The organism is Pseudomonas nabeulensis (assembly GCF_004682045.1).
Lineage (GTDB): Bacteria > Pseudomonadota > Gammaproteobacteria > Pseudomonadales > Pseudomonadaceae > Aquipseudomonas > Aquipseudomonas nabeulensis.
The window spans coordinates 1-14,829 of the sequence record NZ_QUZT01000105.1 but is presented as its reverse complement, the minus strand read 5'-3'; the positions used below and the strand labels follow the sequence as shown (position 1 = coordinate 14,829).

The window sequence follows — 14,829 nt, the reverse complement described above, 5'->3', positions numbered from 1 at the left end:
CTGGCATTAGGGCAAGCCCCCTCCCACATTTGATTGGCGCCAGTCATCAATAGTGCTTAATCACAAATCAAACCGATCCACCGCCCGCCGCCGTTCGTTGTCATCACGCACGTCATAGCTGGCCGTGGTCTGGATATTGGTGTGATGCGCCAGTTTCTGCGCAATTGACAGGTCATGTTCCTCGATCACCCGTGTAATGAACGAGCGGCGGAAATCATGGGGCATGATCTTCACGCCCACCTGCTCGCCACGTTGGCGGGCGATGTAGTAAATCGCGTGCTTGGTGATGCGTTCCCGGGTGATATGGCTACCCCGGCGGATGCGGTTGAACAGAAACGTATCGTCCTGCTCGCCTTCCTTGAGCTGCTCACGGCGGAAGTCCAACCAGGCCTGTAATTTGGCAAACGCCCAGTCCGGCGCGTACTTGAGTAGCTCCTTATTGCCCTTGCCAATCACCCGCAGGCTGCGCTCGGCGAAGTCGACCTGCGCCAGGTCGAGGTTGACCGACTCCGACTTGCGCATGCCCGAGCCGTAAAGGATGCCGATCACCGCCGCATCCCGCAGACCCTGGGGCCGTGGGTCGGCCGCGCAGACCTCCATCATTTCGCGGATCAACGTGCGCCGCAGATTGCGACCCTGGCCCAGCCGCGTGCCAGGCGCGGCCTTGACCGTACGCATGCGCAGTAGGTGTTCCTGGCTGATCAGGTTCATGCGCCAGGCTTCATTCATCACCCCACGTACGGCGTTCACATACAGCGACGACGTATTTGGCGCATAGCCGTCCTCGCGCAACGCCGCCACCAGGGCAATCACCTGTTCCGGCTGCAATAGGTGCCAGTCGATGTCTTCAAGGTTGATGTCTTCGAAGCCCAGGCGGTCAGCAGCATCCTGCAATACGTAGCGCATGGTCAGTTGACTGGAGGGGGCCAGGCGGGTGAGATACAGGGTCAGCGGGTTACGAATAAACTCAGTCAAGGTAGATCAGCCTTTGGATTAAATACCTCAAACAAACCTTTGATTAATCGAAGTATTTAGTGAATTGGCGAAGGCCGAGTCTAACCCACCAACGGCCCTCGCACAAAGTCACGGGGTGACATCGTCCTCCTCGGTGGGCGCTTGCGGCTGAGTTTGGGTCTGGCTCCATTCGGTGTCCTGTTTCTGCATCAGGGCAAACCAGTGCTGACGCATAAAGGCCAGATAGGCATCGGGGGCCTTGGCGAAATCCTTCTCGTCGCCATAACAACCCGGCAACGGCAGTTCGGTGCCCTGCTCCTTGTATTGGCTGACCAGCGCTTGCTGAGCGGCGACGCTGCAATCCTTGGGCAGCGGCATGCCGCGCAGCGCGCCGGCCTCCTCGTCCCACCAACTGGCGCCATAACGGTCGACGCCGCGCAGGCGGAATTTCTGCGACTTGCCCACGTGCATGATCAACTTGAATTCGTTGGGGCTGACATCGCTGGTGCAGGTACGCGAATAACCCACGGTCGCCTGGGTGATGCCATCGCCGGTCAGGTCGGTGACCTTGGTGGCCGACAGGTCAAAACGCAGCGCTGCGTCGAATTCGCAATGCTGCACATCGTCGTAGAGCATCCACACGCGCTTGGGGCGGTTGCCGTCGATGAGGTACTGCGCCGCGTAGACGAACGCCGACTGGGTGCCGTCGTCATCGCGCTCGTTGACCTGCTCGCCGAGTACCAACAGGTTCTTGCCTTGGCGGTCGTCCCAGGTATAGGCGGCGATCTGCTTGCCACGTACTTCCACGCCGTCCGGCACCTGGTCGATGCTGGTGAGTGCCACGCCCTCGTCGGCCTGCACCGTCGTGACACACGCCACGCTCATCAACAAACCCATCAACACTGGCCGCAACTGGCCGCGTAAAAACTGCACGCTATTCATCCGAGTACCCTGGCAAGAGAGCGCTTACTTTACCGGCACTTGAGGCGCATTGCAGAGAAGATTCTTCAGGCGTGGCGCCTCGGGATAGTTAGCTGAACCCTGGCTGTCTACCTGTCAAATAAACGAGTTTTTCATCCGCCTTTCATATTCGTTCTACATTTTTGCGCATAGTCTTATTACCGAGTTTCCTGGCACACCGCGCTTTACCCGCTAACCTGTTGATTGAATTCAAGCTTTAGCACTGTTTTCGCTCAATGATGTCTGTTGTTCGCACGCTCTAAACTGCTCTAACCCCCGAGGTCATGAATCTTTGAAACCCTACCCTATTCATTGCGTGTCGATCGTTATCCCGGTCTACAACGAACAAGAAAGCCTGCCTGAATTGCTGCGTCGCACCACCGCAGCCTGCAAGCAACTGGCCTACGAATACGAAATCATCCTGGTGGATGACGGTAGCCGCGACAATTCGGCCCAAATGCTGGAAGACGCCGCCTCCGAGGACGGCAGCAACGTGGTCGCGGTGATTCTTAACCGCAACTATGGCCAGCACGCGGCGATCATGGCCGGTTTCGAGCAATGCCGAGGCGAAGTGGTGATTACCCTCGACGCCGACCTGCAAAACCCGCCGGAAGAAATCCCGCGCCTGGTCGAACAGGCTGCCCTGGGTTACGACGTGGTTGCCACCGTGCGTAACAACCGCCAGGACTCCGCGTTCCGCCGCTGGCCGTCACGGCTGATCAACCTGGCCGTGCAGCGCTCCACCGGCGTGGCCATGACCGACTACGGCTGCATGCTGCGCGCCTACCGCCGCACCATCGTCGACGCCATGCTCGCCTGCCGCGAGCGCAGTACCTTTATCCCGATCCTGGCCAACGGCTTTGCCCGTCACACCACGGAAATCCTGGTGCACCACGCCGAGCGTGAACACGGCGAATCCAAATACAGCGCCATGCGCCTGATCAGCCTGATGTTCGACCTGCTGACGTGCATGACCACCACTCCATTGCGCCTGTTGTCCATCGTTGGATTTAGCTTGGCAGGCCTTGGTGTGCTGTTCGCCTTTGCCTTGATCGTGCTGCGCTTGGCGTTCGGCGCTGAATGGGCGGGCGACGGTATGTTCGTGCTGTTCGCGGTGTTGTTTGTATTCACCGGTGGCCAGTTCATCGGCATGGGCCTGCTGGGTGAATACCTGGGGCGCATGTACAGCGACGTGCGTGCCCGTCCTCGCTTCTTTATCGAAAAAGTGCTGCGCAACCAACCGGCAGCACCGGCTCCAGTCGTCGTGGTTGACGGCCTGGTGTCCTCCCACACCTCCACTTCTACTTCTCCTTCCGATCAGGTTTCGTCATGAATTCTAAAGCCGTTGTCTTCGCATACCACGATATTGGCTGTGCAGGTATTGAAGCCCTGCTGACTGCCGGCTACGACATTGCTGCCGTGTTTACCCATGCCGATGACCCCAAGGAAAACAACTTCTACGGTTCCGTCGCTCAACTCTGCGCCCGTAACGGTATTCCGGTGCACGCACCGGAAGACGCCAACCACCCGCTGTGGATCGAGCGCATCGCCAAGCTGAACCCGGACTACATCTTCTCCTTCTACTACCGCAACCTGCTCAGCGAGCCACTGTTGGCCACCGCCAGCAAGGGCGCGTTCAACCTGCACGGCTCGCTGCTGCCCAAATACCGTGGTCGCGCGCCAGCCAACTGGGTGCTGGTCAACGGCGAAACCGAGACCGGCGTGACCCTGCACCGCATGGTCAAGCGTGCCGATGCCGGCGCGATCCTGGCCCAGCAAAAGGTGATCATCGAGCGCACCGATACCGGCCTGAGCCTGCACGCCAAGCTGCGTGACGCCGCCACCAACCTGTTGCGCGATGCACTGCCGCAACTGGCCGCCGGCAAGCTGAGCGAAACCGCCCAGGACGAAAGCCAAGCCACCTACTTCGGCCGCCGCACGGCCGCCGATGGCAAGCTGGAGTGGAAAAAGCCGGCGGAAGAACTGTTCAACCTGGTCCGTGCCGTGACCCAACCGTACCCCGGTGCCTTCTGTGCCGTGGGCGAGCACAAGCTGATCGTGTGGCAAGCCGAAGTCGCCAAGGGCAATGAAGGCCTGGCGCCAGGCCGTGTGATCAGCGTCAACCCGCTGCGCATCGCCTGCGGCGAAGACTCCCTGGTGATCAAGTTCGGTCAGCGCAACGACAACGGCCTGTACCTGGCCGGTCCGTCCCTGGCCATCGAACTGGGCCTGGTCGACGGCTCCGTGCTGCGCGGTGCCGAGTCTGGCCGCAAGCCGCGCCGTACCCGTGTACTGATCCTCGGCGTGAACGGCTTTATCGGTAACCACCTGTCCGAGCGCCTGCTGCGCGATGACCGCTATGAAGTCTACGGCCTGGACATCGGCTCCGACGCCATCGAGCGCCTGCGCAGCCACCCGAACTTCCATTACGTGGAAGGCGATATCAGCATCCACACCGAGTGGATCGAGTACCACATCAAGAAGTGCGACGTGGTTCTGCCGCTGGTGGCCATCGCCACGCCAATCGAATACACCCGCAACCCATTGCGCGTGTTCGAGCTGGACTTCGAAGAAAACCTCAAGCTGGTGCGCTACTGCGTCAAGTACAACAAGCGCGTGATCTTCCCGTCGACGTCCGAAGTGTATGGCATGTGCCAGGACCAGTACTTCGACGAAGACACCTCCAACCTGGTGGTCGGCCCGGTCAACAAGCAACGCTGGATCTACTCGGTCTCCAAGCAACTGCTGGACCGCGTGATCTGGGCCTACGGCGACAAAGGCCTGAAATTCACCCTGTTCCGTCCGTTCAACTGGATGGGCCCGCGCCTGGACCGCCTGGACTCGGCCCGTATTGGCAGCTCCCGCGCCATCACCCAGCTAATCCTCAACTTGGTGGAAGGCACGCCGATCCGTCTGTTCGACGGTGGTGAGCAGAAGCGTTGCTTCACTGACATCGCCGACGGTATCGAAGCCCTGGCCCGCATCATTGATAACGACAACGGTGTTTGCGACGGCCAGATCATCAACATCGGCAACCCGGAAAACGAAGCGAGCATTCGTCAGTTGGGCGAAGAACTGCTGCGTCAGTTCGAGGCTCATCCACTGCGCAGCAACTTCCCGCCGTTCGCCGGTTTCCGCGACGTCGAGAGCAAGGCGTTCTACGGCACCGGTTACCAGGACGTGGCACACCGCAAGCCAAGCATCGAAAACGCCAAGCGCCTGCTGAACTGGTCGCCCACCGTTGAGATGAGCGAGACCATTGGCAACACACTCGACTTCTTCCTGAAAGAAGCCATGCTTGAAATCGCGGACAAGAAGTAATGAAGTCTGGCTTGCGCATTGATGTCGACACCTACCGTGGCACCCGAGAAGGTGTGCCGCGGTTGCTCGAATCCCTGGATGAGGCCGGGGTGAAAGCGACGTTCTTCTTCAGCGTTGGGCCGGACAATATGGGGCGCCACTTGTGGCGCCTTATCCGCCCGCAATTCCTGTGGAAGATGCTGCGTTCCAATGCCGTCGGCCTGTATGGCCTGGATATCTTGCTGGCCGGCACTGCCTGGCCGGGCAAGCCGATTGGCCGTGACCTGGGGCACTTGATGCGCCAGGCCAAGGCCGCCGGGCATGAAGTCGGCCTGCACGCCTGGGACCACCACGGCTGGCAGGCCAACACCGGGCGCTGGAGCGAAGCGCAGCTGATCGAACAGATCCGCCGTGGCGTCGATACCCTCAGCGATATCCTCGGTGAACGCATTGACTGTTCAGCGGCTGCCGGCTGGCGTGCCGATGAACGTGTGGTGCAAGCCAAGCAAGGCTTCAACTTTCGCTACAACAGCGATTGCCGGGGCACCAGCCTGTTCAGGCCGACACTGGCCGATGGCAGCGCGGGCACCCCACAAATTCCGGTAGACCTGCCGACCTTCGACGAAGTCGTCGGGCCGGTGGTGGCTGCCAAAGATTTCAATGGGTTCATTCTCGACCGCTTTGCCGAGTCGAAGCTGAACGTCTACACGATCCACGCCGAAGTAGAAGGGATTCTGATGGCCAATGATTTTCGCCAGTTGCTCGCCCAGGCCGGGCAGCGCGGCATCGACTTCAAACCGCTGGGCGAGCTGTTGCCTACGGACCTGAACACCCTGCCCCAGCAACAATTGGTGCGCGGCGCGTTGCCCGGCCGCGAGGGTTGGCTTGGAGTGCAACAGGCATGATCCGCCGTTGGGCGCTGCCCCTGCTCCTGTTGGCGTTTGGCCTGTTCTATCTACTGCCATTGACCACCCACGGCCTGTGGATCCCCGATGAAACCCGTTATGCGCAGATCAGCCAGGAAATGCTGCTGACCGGCAAGTGGGCGTCGCCGCACTTCATGGGCATTCGCTACTTTGAAAAGCCAGCGGCCGGCTACTGGATGATCGCGCTGGGCCAGGCGATCTTCGGGCAGAACCTGTTTGGTGTGCGTTTCGCCTCGGCGTTGAGCACTGCGTTGAGCATTGCGTTGGTGTATCTCGTCTCCCGCCGGTTGTGGAATGACCCGCAGAAGACGCTGGTCAGCACCGTGCTGTACATGAGTTTTGTCAGCGTCGCCGCCTTGGCCGGCTACGCCAACCTTGATCCGCAGTTCACCTTCTGGGTCAACCTGACCGGCGTAGCCCTGTGGTTTTGCTTTGACAGCACCACCCGCAATGGGCGACTGGCCTCCTGGGCCTTGTTGGGCTTTGCCTGCGGCATGGGCTTTATGACCAAGGGCTTCCTGGCCTGGCTGCTGCCGGTGTTGATCGCCCTGCCCTACGCCATCTGGCAGAAACGCTTCCGTGAGCTGCTGGGTTACGGTGTGGTCGCAGTGGTCGTGGCCATTGTGGTCAGCCTGCCGTGGGCATTGGCGGTACATCTGCAAGAGCCGGACTATTGGAACTTCTTCTTCTGGCACGAACATATCCAGCGTTTCGCCGGCGACGATGCCCAGCATGCCGAGCCGTTCTGGTACTACTTGCCGCTGCTGGTGGCGTTCTCGTTGCCTTGGGTCGCGCTGTTGCCGTCCACCCTCAAACACGCGTGGCAAGACAAGCGCCTGCCCAAAACAGCATTCCTGTTGTTGTGGCTGCTGATGCCGCTCGCATTCTTTAGCCTGGCCAAGGGGAAGTTGCCCTCCTACATCATGCCGTGCCTGTTGCCGTTGGCGTTGTTGATGGGCTCGACCCTGGCGGACAAACTTGCCGCAGGTCGCAGCCGTGTCTTGCGCATCAACGGCTGGTTGAACCTGGTGATCGGTATCGTCGGCCTGTTGGCACTGACCTGGTTCCAACTGAAGAAACCGGTGTACGAGCACGGCCAGGAAACCCTCAGCCTGGTGCTGGTGTTTACCTTCCTGTTCGGCTGGATCATCGCCAACCTGCTGCAAGCCGCACGTCCGTTGAAACTGTGGGCTGCGCCGGTAATCGGCAGCTGGTTGCTGGTGGCGCTGGTGCCCGCCGCGCTGCCCCATTCGGTGGTCTACAACAAGACCCCGGATCAATTCATCATCGATCATTTGCAGGAACTACACCCGGCCACCGCGCTGCTCAGCAATGACCTGGGCGCCGCTTCGGCCTTGTCCTGGCGCCTGGGGCGTCCGGATGTGACGCTCTACAACACCGTCGGTGAGGTGAAGTACGGCTTGGCCTACCCGGATGCGACCCACCACAAGGTGGACACCACCCAAGTCCAGCAATGGATGAGCGAGGCGCGCAAAAAAGGTCCGGTCGGTGTGGTGATGCGGGTTAAAGGTGACGATGAAATGGCCGAAGTTGCTTTGCTGCCCAATGACGGCCAGCGCTATGAACAAGGCAATATCGTGATTCTGATCTTCCCGCAGGCCGTGCAATGATCACCCTGCTCCTCTTGTTGGCGGCCTGCTTGCTGACGTGCATGGGCCAGGTCTCGCAGAAGTTCGCCGTCGAAAGCTGGCGCGACCTGCCGGACGGCTGGGCACTGAAACTGCGATCGCCCTGGCTGTGGGCGGCACTGATCTGCCTGGGCCTGGGCCTGCTGGTATGGCTGCTGGTGTTGCAGCGCCTGGAAGTGGGCATTGCCTACCCGATGCTCAGCCTGAACTTCGTACTGGTCACGCTGGTGGCGCGGTTCGTGTTCCATGAACACATCGACGGCCGCCACTGGCTGGGTGTGGTGCTGGTGATTGCCGGCGTCGTGCTGCTGGGGCGTCAGGTATGAGCCGGGTACAAGGCTTCACCCTGGCCCTGGGCAGTGTCGGCCTGGTCAGCGCCGCCCAATTGGGCATGCGCTGGAGCATGACGCGCCTGCCACTGCCCACCGAATGGCTGAACGCGTTCAACACCAATGCCATCGACCTCGGCGCCCTCGGCGTGGTGATCGTCGCGATCTTTGCCTACGCACTGTCGATGCTCTGCTGGCTCGGTGCACTCAAACACTTGCCGCTGGGCCGTGCCTACTCGTTGCTAAGCATCAGCTACGCGCTGGTGTACCTGCTGGCCGCCAGCCTGCCGGTATTCAACGAACATTTTTCGCTTTCAAAAACCCTGGGGGTGGCCTTGGTCGTCCTCGGTGTTCTGGTTATCAACTCTCGCCGTGCTAGCACTACAAGTCCCAGGAATGCCCCATGAAAATCAGTGTATTTGGTAGCGGTTACGTCGGCCTGGTGCAGGCCACTGTTTTGGCCGAAGTCGGTCACGATGTCATCTGCATGGACGTTGACAAGAACAAGGTCGAGTCCCTGCAGAAAGGCCACGTGACCATTTTCGAGCCGGGACTGGCGGCCATGGTCAAAGAGAACCTGGAAAGCGGGCGACTGCACTTTACCCACGACGAAAAACTGGCGGTGGAACATGGCGAAGTGCTGTTTATCGCTGTAGGCACGCCATCGGATGAAGACGGCTCAGCCGACCTGAAATACGTGCTGTCGGTGGGTGATGCCGTGGCCCGTCATCGCATCGACCCGGTGATCCTGGTGGAAAAATCCACCGTGCCCGTCGGCACCGGCGACACCCTGCGCGCCCACATCGAAAAAGCCTTGCACGTGGGCGGTCGGCACCTGGAGTTCGATATCGTCTCCAACCCGGAATTCCTCAAGGAAGGCTCGGCGGTTGCCGACTGCCGCCGCCCGGACCGTATCGTCATCGGCTGCGAACGTGAAGAAGTGCGCGACGTGATGCGCGACCTCTATGCGCCGTTCAACCGCAACCATGACCGCATCATCTTTATGGACCTGCGCAGCGCTGAACTGACCAAGTACGCCGCCAACTGCATGCTGGCCACCAAGATCAGCTTTATCAACCAGATCGCCGAACTGGCCGAACACCTGGGCGCGGACATTGAAGCGGTGCGCCTGGGCATCGGCGCCGACTCGCGCATTGGCTACCACTTTATCTACCCTGGCTGCGGCTACGGTGGCTCGTGTTTCCCCAAGGACATGCGCGCCCTGATCCACAGCGCCAAGCAAGCCAACTGCTCCAGTGACCTTTTGGAAGCGGTGGAAGCCATCAACCAGCGCCAGAAGAGCAAGTTGTTCGAACGTATCAATGCGTTCTTCAAGGGCGAGCTCAAGGGCAAGACCTTTGCCTTGTGGGGCCTGGCGTTCAAGCCCAACACCGATGACATGCGCGATGCACCCAGCCGCGTGCTGATGGAAGCCCTGTGGGCTGCGGGTGCCAACGTGCGTGCCTTTGACCCCGAAGCCATGCAGGAAACCCAGCGTATCTACGGCGATGACCCACGGCTGATGCTGATGGGCACCCCGGAATCGACCCTCGGCGGCGCCGATGCGTTGATCGTCTGCACCGAGTGGCAACAGTTCAAGGCGCCGGATTTCGACCTGATCCACCAGCGCCTGAAAACCCCGGTGATCTTCGATGGCCGTAACCTCTACGACGGCGAACGCTTGGCGCGCAAAGGCTTCCAGTACTTCCCGATTGGCCGGGGCGACTCCTGCCAACTGCCGATTCCGCAGCAACAGTGGGTAACGCAAGCGTCAGACCAGGCTCTGGAAGCCTGAGACGTGAACAAAGCCCAACCGCCCCTGCTGAATGCAACCCTTCGTCGGCAATCCCTCGGTTTGGGCTTGTTGGCGCTGTTGCTGTTTATCGCCGGTAACTGGCATCAGGAAATCATTGGTTTCGACTCGCGCTTCGTGGTGTTCGCCCAGGAAATGTTGCGCCATGGGCCAAGTTTCTTCCCCACCACCTACGGCCAGCCGTATGCCGATTACCTGGCCACCTCCACGGTGCTGACCTGGCTGCTGTCGTTGCCGTTGGGCAAGGTCATCAGCCTGACGGCCTGGCTGCCGACGGCGGTGGCCTCGGCCATTATCGTCACCTTGGTGTATCGCCTGACCGCGCCGTATTCCCAGCGCTGGGGCCTGCTCAGCGTGGCGATGTTGCTGCTGAGCAGTACCTTCATCAGCGAAACCCGCTCGGTGTCCCTCGACCAGATGCTGGCGGCGGTTGCACTGGCGGTGTTTTACCTGGGTTACGCCCATGAACACTTCGATGCGCGTAAGCGCCTGCACTGGCTGTATGTGCTGCTGATCATCGGCTTCGCGATTCGCGGCCCCATCGGCTTGGTGATTCCTACCGGTGCGCTGTGCAGCTTCTACCTGCTCAACCGCCAGTGGCGCCAGTTGTTCAGCTTCGGGCTGCTGGCGTTGGCGTTACTGGTTGCGTGTATCGGCCTTTTATTGCTGCTGGCCAAGCTCAGCGGTGGCGAAGCCTTTATGCAGGACGTGATCCGCATGCAGTTCCTCGGTCGCATGGACGGCACCGAGGGCTCCAGTGGCACGCTGTATTACTTCACCAGTTCGGTAGGTAACTACGCCCTCGCCTATCCGGTGGCGTTGCTGGTGCTCCTGGCGATTGCCGCTGGCGGACGGCGGTCACCCGATCCTGCTTTGCAATTGGTGCTGTACTGCGCAGCGGCGGCCTTGCTGGTGATGGTGGGCCTGTCTGTGCCCCAGGCCAAAAAAGCCCGCTACCTACTGCCGATGGTGCCCATGGCAGCGATCATTGCGGCGTACCCGTTCCAGGTTGCTCAAGGCCGGCTATTCGCGTGGCTGCGTGGGCTGATGCTGGGGATCTGGGTGCTACTGCCGGCACTGCTGGCCATTGGGTTGCTGGTGGTGCGGCGTCGGTACGCCGAGCCATTGGGCAGCCTTGGGCTGATCTTTACGCTGCTGGGCGTGTTGCAGGTTCTGGCGTTGTTGGCGCTATTCAAATCCCGCCTGCGACCGCTGGGGCCTGCACTAACGGCGGTGCTGGCGATCTGGGCAACCTACATCCTGGTCGTCGAGCCGCTGGAACGTAACCTTTATGACACGCGCACGTTCTCCCTGGCGGCCAAGGCCCTGATCCAACAAGATCCGGCGCCCGTGATCCTGCATGGCCTGGGCAAGGACGCGAAAGCGATCAAATTCATGGTCAACTACGATTGCGACCGGGTGCCGCTGTTTACCCAACAGGCCTCGGACCTGAACCCGATACAGGCCCCGGCGTGGCTGGTGATGAGTGCAGAGGATTTCAAAGGGCTGCAAGACCCGCGCTTCAGCGCACTCACGCCTGTGCTGAGCGGCGAATTCGACAAGAACCCCTACGTGCTGTTGCACTTGGCCAAACCGCACAACCTTGAATAAAGGGTTAAGTGCAGTATTCTTGCACTCAACCCTCATTAATATGCATTGGCGCTGCGCTATATAGCGCGGCACACTGCGCAGGTTCCTCCCCCAACTGTTGGAACTTTTCAAAGGGCTTTTCCGGGCAACCAGACAAGCCTTTTTTTTGCCTGCCGTTTATGGATTCTCTCTCAATGCTCGCTCGCTGGTTTCCCGCTGCAATCAATACCCGTCCCACAGAATGGAGCCGCGCCGCCATCGGCATGGCCTTGGGCACAATGCTTAGCGTCTGGGTCTGCGCTCAGGTCTTTGGCATGGAGGTGGCGCTGCACCTGTTGGGGCCTCTGGGGGCGTCGGCGGTGCTGCTGTTTGCCGTGTCATCCGGCGCCTTGGCGCAACCCTGGTCGATCATCGGCAGCTACCTGTGTGCAGGTGTCGTAGCCTTGCTGGTGGCGCGGGTGCTCGGGCGTACGCTGGGCAGTGCGTGCCTCGCGGCGGGTATGACCGTGGTGTTGATCTGCTGGCTGCGCTGCCTGCATCCGCCGGCCGGTGGCCTGGCCATGACCCTGGTACTGGCCGATCCGGCCTCGGCGGGCTTGGGCTGGTATGAGCTGGGTGCAGTGATGTTGGGCGCCGGTGCACTGCTGGCCTGCGCGCTGGCGTACAACAACGCCACGCGCACCCGCTATCCGAAGAGGGCCGTGGAAGCACCGGCAGTGGCGATGGGCAGCCCGCCTGTGCCGGTCGACCCGGCGATCACCGCCGCCGACCTCAAGCTGGCCCTGGCCGATATGGAACAGTTCTACGATATCGAGCCCACCGAACTTGAGCAGTTGATCCATACTGCCGAAGCCCACGCACGGCGGCGCAGCATTGGTGAAGTCCTGGCCAGTCGCGCTGCATAAATGCAACAACGACCTGCATGATTGACGGTTGTACTGGGCAAATTTGCACTGGTACGATCTCAAGATGGTTCTTCCGCGAACCGCTTGATAAAGAACAATAAAAGCAGGGAGTTAGAGATGACTGCTCAGGTTTCATCCGAGGCAAGCCGCGTCGATATACCTCAAGAAGAAGTACTGGCCGAAGTCCGCAACCACATCGGCCACCTCACCCTCAACCGCCCCGCCGGCTTGAACGCCATCACCCTGGAGATGGTCCGCAGCCTGAGCCGTCAATTGCAGGCGTGGGCCGATGACCCGGCGGTCTACGCCGTGGTCCTGCGCGGTGCCGGCGAAAAAGCCTTCTGCGCCGGTGGCGATATCCGCTCCCTCTACGACAGCTTCAAAAACGGCGACACACTCCATCAAGACTTCTTCGTCGAGGAATATGCACTCGACCTGACCATCCACCATTACCGCAAGCCCGTCCTAGCCTTGATGGACGGCTTCGTGCTGGGTGGCGGCATGGGCCTGGTGCAAGGTGCCGACCTGCGCGTGGTTACCGAGCGCAGCCGCTTGGCCATGCCCGAAGTGGCGATTGGTTACTTTCCGGACGTTGGCGGCAGCTACTTCCTGTCGCGCATCCCTGGCGAACTGGGCACTTATCTGGGCGTCACCGGCGTGCAGATTCGTGCTGCCGATGCGCTGTACTGCGGGCTGGCGGACTGGCACCTCGACAGCGCCCGGCTGAGCGACCTGGACCAGAAACTCGACCTGCTGAAATGGCACGACTCGCCGCTCAAGGACCTGCAAGGCGTACTCGCCAAACTCGCTGTGCAACAGCTGCCCGACGCGCCGCTGGCCGCGTTGCGCCCGGTGATCGACCACTTCTTCGCACTGCCGGATGTGCCGAGCATTGTCGAACAGTTGCAGGAAGTCACCGTTGCCGACAGCCACGAATGGGCCTTGAACACTGCCAACCTGATGCAAACCCGCTCGCCCCTGGCCATGGCCGTGACCCTGGAGATGCTGCGTCGCGGCCGCCGCTTGCGGCTGGAAGAGTGCTTCGCCCTGGAACTGCACCTGGATCGCCAGTGGTTCGAGCGCGGTGACCTGATCGAAGGCGTGCGCGCCCTGATCATCGACAAGGACAAGACGCCACGCTGGAACCCCGCAACCCTTCACGAACTCGACGCCAGCCATGTCGCGAGCTTCTTCGACCACTTCAAGCAGGTTGCGAACTAAGCCATGCAAGATATTGAATACACTGAAGAACAAGTGATGATTCGCGACATGGCCCGCGACTTTGCCCGTGGCGAAATTGCGCCCTACGCCCAAGCCTGGGAAAAAGCCGGTTGGATCGATGACGCCCTGGTGGCGAAGATGGGTGAACTGGGCCTGCTGGGCATGGTGGTACCCGAAGAATGGGGTGGCACCTACGTGGATTACGTGGCGTACGCCCTCGCCGTCGAGGAAATTTCGGCCGGTGATGGCGCCACTGGCGCACTGATGAGTATCCACAATTCAGTGGGTTGCGGGCCGATCCTCAACTACGGCACACCCTTGCAGAAAGAGACCTGGCTCGCCGACCTCGCCAGTGGCCAGGCCATCGGCTGCTTTTGCCTCACCGAACCCCAAGCCGGCTCCGAAGCCCACAACCTGCGCACCCGCGCCGAACTGCGCGACGGCCAGTGGGTGATCAATGGCGCCAAGCAGTTTGTCAGCAATGGCAAGCGCGCCAAGTTGGCCATTGTGTTTGCCGTGACCGACCCCGACCTTGGCAAGAAAGGCCTCTCTGCGTTCCTGGTGCCCACCGATACACCGGGCTTTGTGGTGGACCGCACCGAACACAAGATGGGCATCCGCGCCTCGGATACCTGCGCCGTCACGCTTAACCAATGCACAGTGCCTGAAGCCAATCTGCTGGGTGAACGTGGCAAGGGCCTGGCCATTGCCCTTTCCAACCTGGAAGGCGGGCGCATCGGCATTGCCGCCCAGGCCCTGGGCATCGCCCGTGCTGCGTTTGAAGCGGCGCTGGCCTATGCCCGTGATCGGGTGCAGTTCGACAAGGCGATCATTGAGCACCAGAGCGTGGCTAACCTGTTGGCCGATATGCAAACCCGCCTGAACGCGGCACGCCTGCTGATCCTGCATGCAGCACGCCTGCGCAGTGCCGGCAAACCCTGCCTGTCGGAAGCCTCCCAGGCCAAGTTGTTTGCTTCGGAGATGGCGGAAAAAGTCTGCTCGTCGGCGATGCAGATTCATGGTGGGTATGGGTATCTGGAGGATTACCCGGTGGAGCGTTACTACCGGGATGCGCGGATTACACAGATCTACGAGGGGACCAGCGAGATTCAGCGGATGGTGATTGCCCGCGAACTCAAAAACTACCCACTCTAACAGGCACACTGAAAGGCAAATGTGGGA

General features: G+C 60.7%; 13 protein-coding genes. 11 read left to right on the top strand and 2 right to left on the bottom strand.

Going from position 1 to position 14,829, the window contains the following annotated elements:
- Window positions 1-60: 60 nt before the first annotated feature.
- Together DYL61_RS29985 and DYL61_RS29980 are read right to left on the bottom strand one after the other, a co-directional pair.
- A complete protein-coding gene (locus tag DYL61_RS29985) occupies window positions 61-975 on the bottom strand; it encodes a site-specific integrase (protein ID WP_135311381.1) in 915 nt (304 codons plus the stop codon).
- A gap of 108 nt (window positions 976-1,083) precedes the next feature.
- On the bottom strand, window positions 1,084-1,896 hold the full coding sequence (locus DYL61_RS29980) for a M949_RS01915 family surface polysaccharide biosynthesis protein (RefSeq protein ID WP_135311380.1): 813 nt from the start codon (window positions 1,894-1,896) through the stop codon (window positions 1,084-1,086).
- A 310-nt stretch (window positions 1,897-2,206) separates the two neighbouring features.
- Here DYL61_RS29980 and arnC point away from each other — a divergent pair, with 310 nt between their 5' ends.
- The 11 genes from arnC (at window position 2,207) to DYL61_RS29925 (ending at window position 14,802) form a co-directional block, all read left to right on the top strand.
- A complete protein-coding gene (arnC, locus tag DYL61_RS29975; protein WP_135311379.1) occupies window positions 2,207-3,247 on the top strand; it encodes an undecaprenyl-phosphate 4-deoxy-4-formamido-L-arabinose transferase in 1,041 nt (346 codons plus the stop codon).
- Window positions 3,244-5,235 carry a bifunctional UDP-4-amino-4-deoxy-L-arabinose formyltransferase/UDP-glucuronic acid oxidase ArnA gene (gene arnA / locus DYL61_RS29970; protein ID WP_135311378.1) on the top strand — a complete coding sequence of 664 codons (1,992 nt, stop codon included), beginning with the start codon at window positions 3,244-3,246 and terminating at the stop codon, window positions 5,233-5,235. The genes arnC and arnA overlap by 4 nt, the downstream gene beginning before the upstream one ends.
- A complete protein-coding gene (gene arnD / locus DYL61_RS29965) occupies window positions 5,235-6,119 on the top strand; it encodes a 4-deoxy-4-formamido-L-arabinose-phosphoundecaprenol deformylase (RefSeq protein WP_135311377.1) in 885 nt (294 codons plus the stop codon). Before arnA ends, arnD begins: the two co-directional genes overlap by 1 nt.
- The gene (gene arnT, locus DYL61_RS29960) at window positions 6,116-7,771 is read left to right on the top strand and encodes a lipid IV(A) 4-amino-4-deoxy-L-arabinosyltransferase (RefSeq protein WP_135311376.1); all 1,656 of its coding nucleotides are present in this window, start codon (window positions 6,116-6,118) and stop codon (window positions 7,769-7,771) included. Before arnD ends, arnT begins: the two co-directional genes overlap by 4 nt.
- A complete protein-coding gene (gene arnE / locus DYL61_RS29955) occupies window positions 7,768-8,115 on the top strand; it encodes a 4-amino-4-deoxy-L-arabinose-phosphoundecaprenol flippase subunit ArnE (protein WP_105697370.1) in 348 nt (115 codons plus the stop codon). The genes arnT and arnE overlap by 4 nt, the downstream gene beginning before the upstream one ends.
- Entirely contained in the window at window positions 8,112-8,525 is a 414-nt protein-coding gene (gene arnF, locus DYL61_RS29950; RefSeq protein ID WP_135311375.1) for a 4-amino-4-deoxy-L-arabinose-phosphoundecaprenol flippase subunit ArnF, read from the top strand. Before arnE ends, arnF begins: the two co-directional genes overlap by 4 nt.
- Window positions 8,522-9,913 (top strand): UDP-glucose dehydrogenase family protein, encoded by a 1,392-nt coding sequence (locus tag DYL61_RS29945; RefSeq protein WP_135311374.1) that lies wholly within the window; start codon window positions 8,522-8,524, stop codon window positions 9,911-9,913. The genes arnF and DYL61_RS29945 overlap by 4 nt, the downstream gene beginning before the upstream one ends.
- Before the next feature lie 3 nt (window positions 9,914-9,916).
- The gene (locus tag DYL61_RS29940) at window positions 9,917-11,542 is read left to right on the top strand and encodes an ArnT family glycosyltransferase (RefSeq protein ID WP_135311373.1); all 1,626 of its coding nucleotides are present in this window, start codon (window positions 9,917-9,919) and stop codon (window positions 11,540-11,542) included.
- 173 nt (window positions 11,543-11,715) lie between these two features.
- The gene (locus DYL61_RS29935; protein WP_135311372.1) at window positions 11,716-12,426 is read left to right on the top strand and encodes an HPP family protein; all 711 of its coding nucleotides are present in this window, start codon (window positions 11,716-11,718) and stop codon (window positions 12,424-12,426) included.
- A gap of 117 nt (window positions 12,427-12,543) precedes the next feature.
- Complete coding sequence (locus DYL61_RS29930) at window positions 12,544-13,647, top strand: enoyl-CoA hydratase/isomerase family protein (protein ID WP_135311371.1); 1,104 nt, start codon at window positions 12,544-12,546, stop codon at window positions 13,645-13,647.
- A 3-nt stretch (window positions 13,648-13,650) separates the two neighbouring features.
- A complete protein-coding gene (locus tag DYL61_RS29925; RefSeq protein WP_135311370.1) occupies window positions 13,651-14,802 on the top strand; it encodes an acyl-CoA dehydrogenase family protein in 1,152 nt (383 codons plus the stop codon).
- The last annotated feature ends 27 nt before the right edge of the window (window positions 14,803-14,829 follow it).

Bases quoted from the DNA above. Each gene is read 5' to 3' on its own strand.
- arnA (WP_135311378.1), top strand. From the start codon at position 3,244: ATGAATTCTAAAGCCGTTGTCTTCGCATACCACGATATTGGCTGTGCA.
- arnT (WP_135311376.1), top strand. From the start codon at position 6,116: ATGATCCGCCGTTGGGCGCTGCCCCTGCTCCTGTTGGCGTTTGGCCTG.
- DYL61_RS29945 (WP_135311374.1), top strand. From the start codon at position 8,522: ATGAAAATCAGTGTATTTGGTAGCGGTTACGTCGGCCTGGTGCAGGCC.
- DYL61_RS29980 (WP_135311380.1), bottom strand. From the start codon at position 1,896: ATGAATAGCGTGCAGTTTTTACGCGGCCAGTTGCGGCCAGTGTTGATG.
- arnD (WP_135311377.1), top strand. From the start codon at position 5,235: ATGAAGTCTGGCTTGCGCATTGATGTCGACACCTACCGTGGCACCCGA.
- DYL61_RS29930 (WP_135311371.1), top strand. From the start codon at position 12,544: ATGACTGCTCAGGTTTCATCCGAGGCAAGCCGCGTCGATATACCTCAA.
- DYL61_RS29935 (WP_135311372.1), top strand. From the start codon at position 11,716: ATGCTCGCTCGCTGGTTTCCCGCTGCAATCAATACCCGTCCCACAGAA.
- arnF (WP_135311375.1), top strand. From the start codon at position 8,112: ATGAGCCGGGTACAAGGCTTCACCCTGGCCCTGGGCAGTGTCGGCCTG.
- DYL61_RS29925 (WP_135311370.1), top strand. From the start codon at position 13,651: ATGCAAGATATTGAATACACTGAAGAACAAGTGATGATTCGCGACATG.
- arnE (WP_105697370.1), top strand. From the start codon at position 7,768: ATGATCACCCTGCTCCTCTTGTTGGCGGCCTGCTTGCTGACGTGCATG.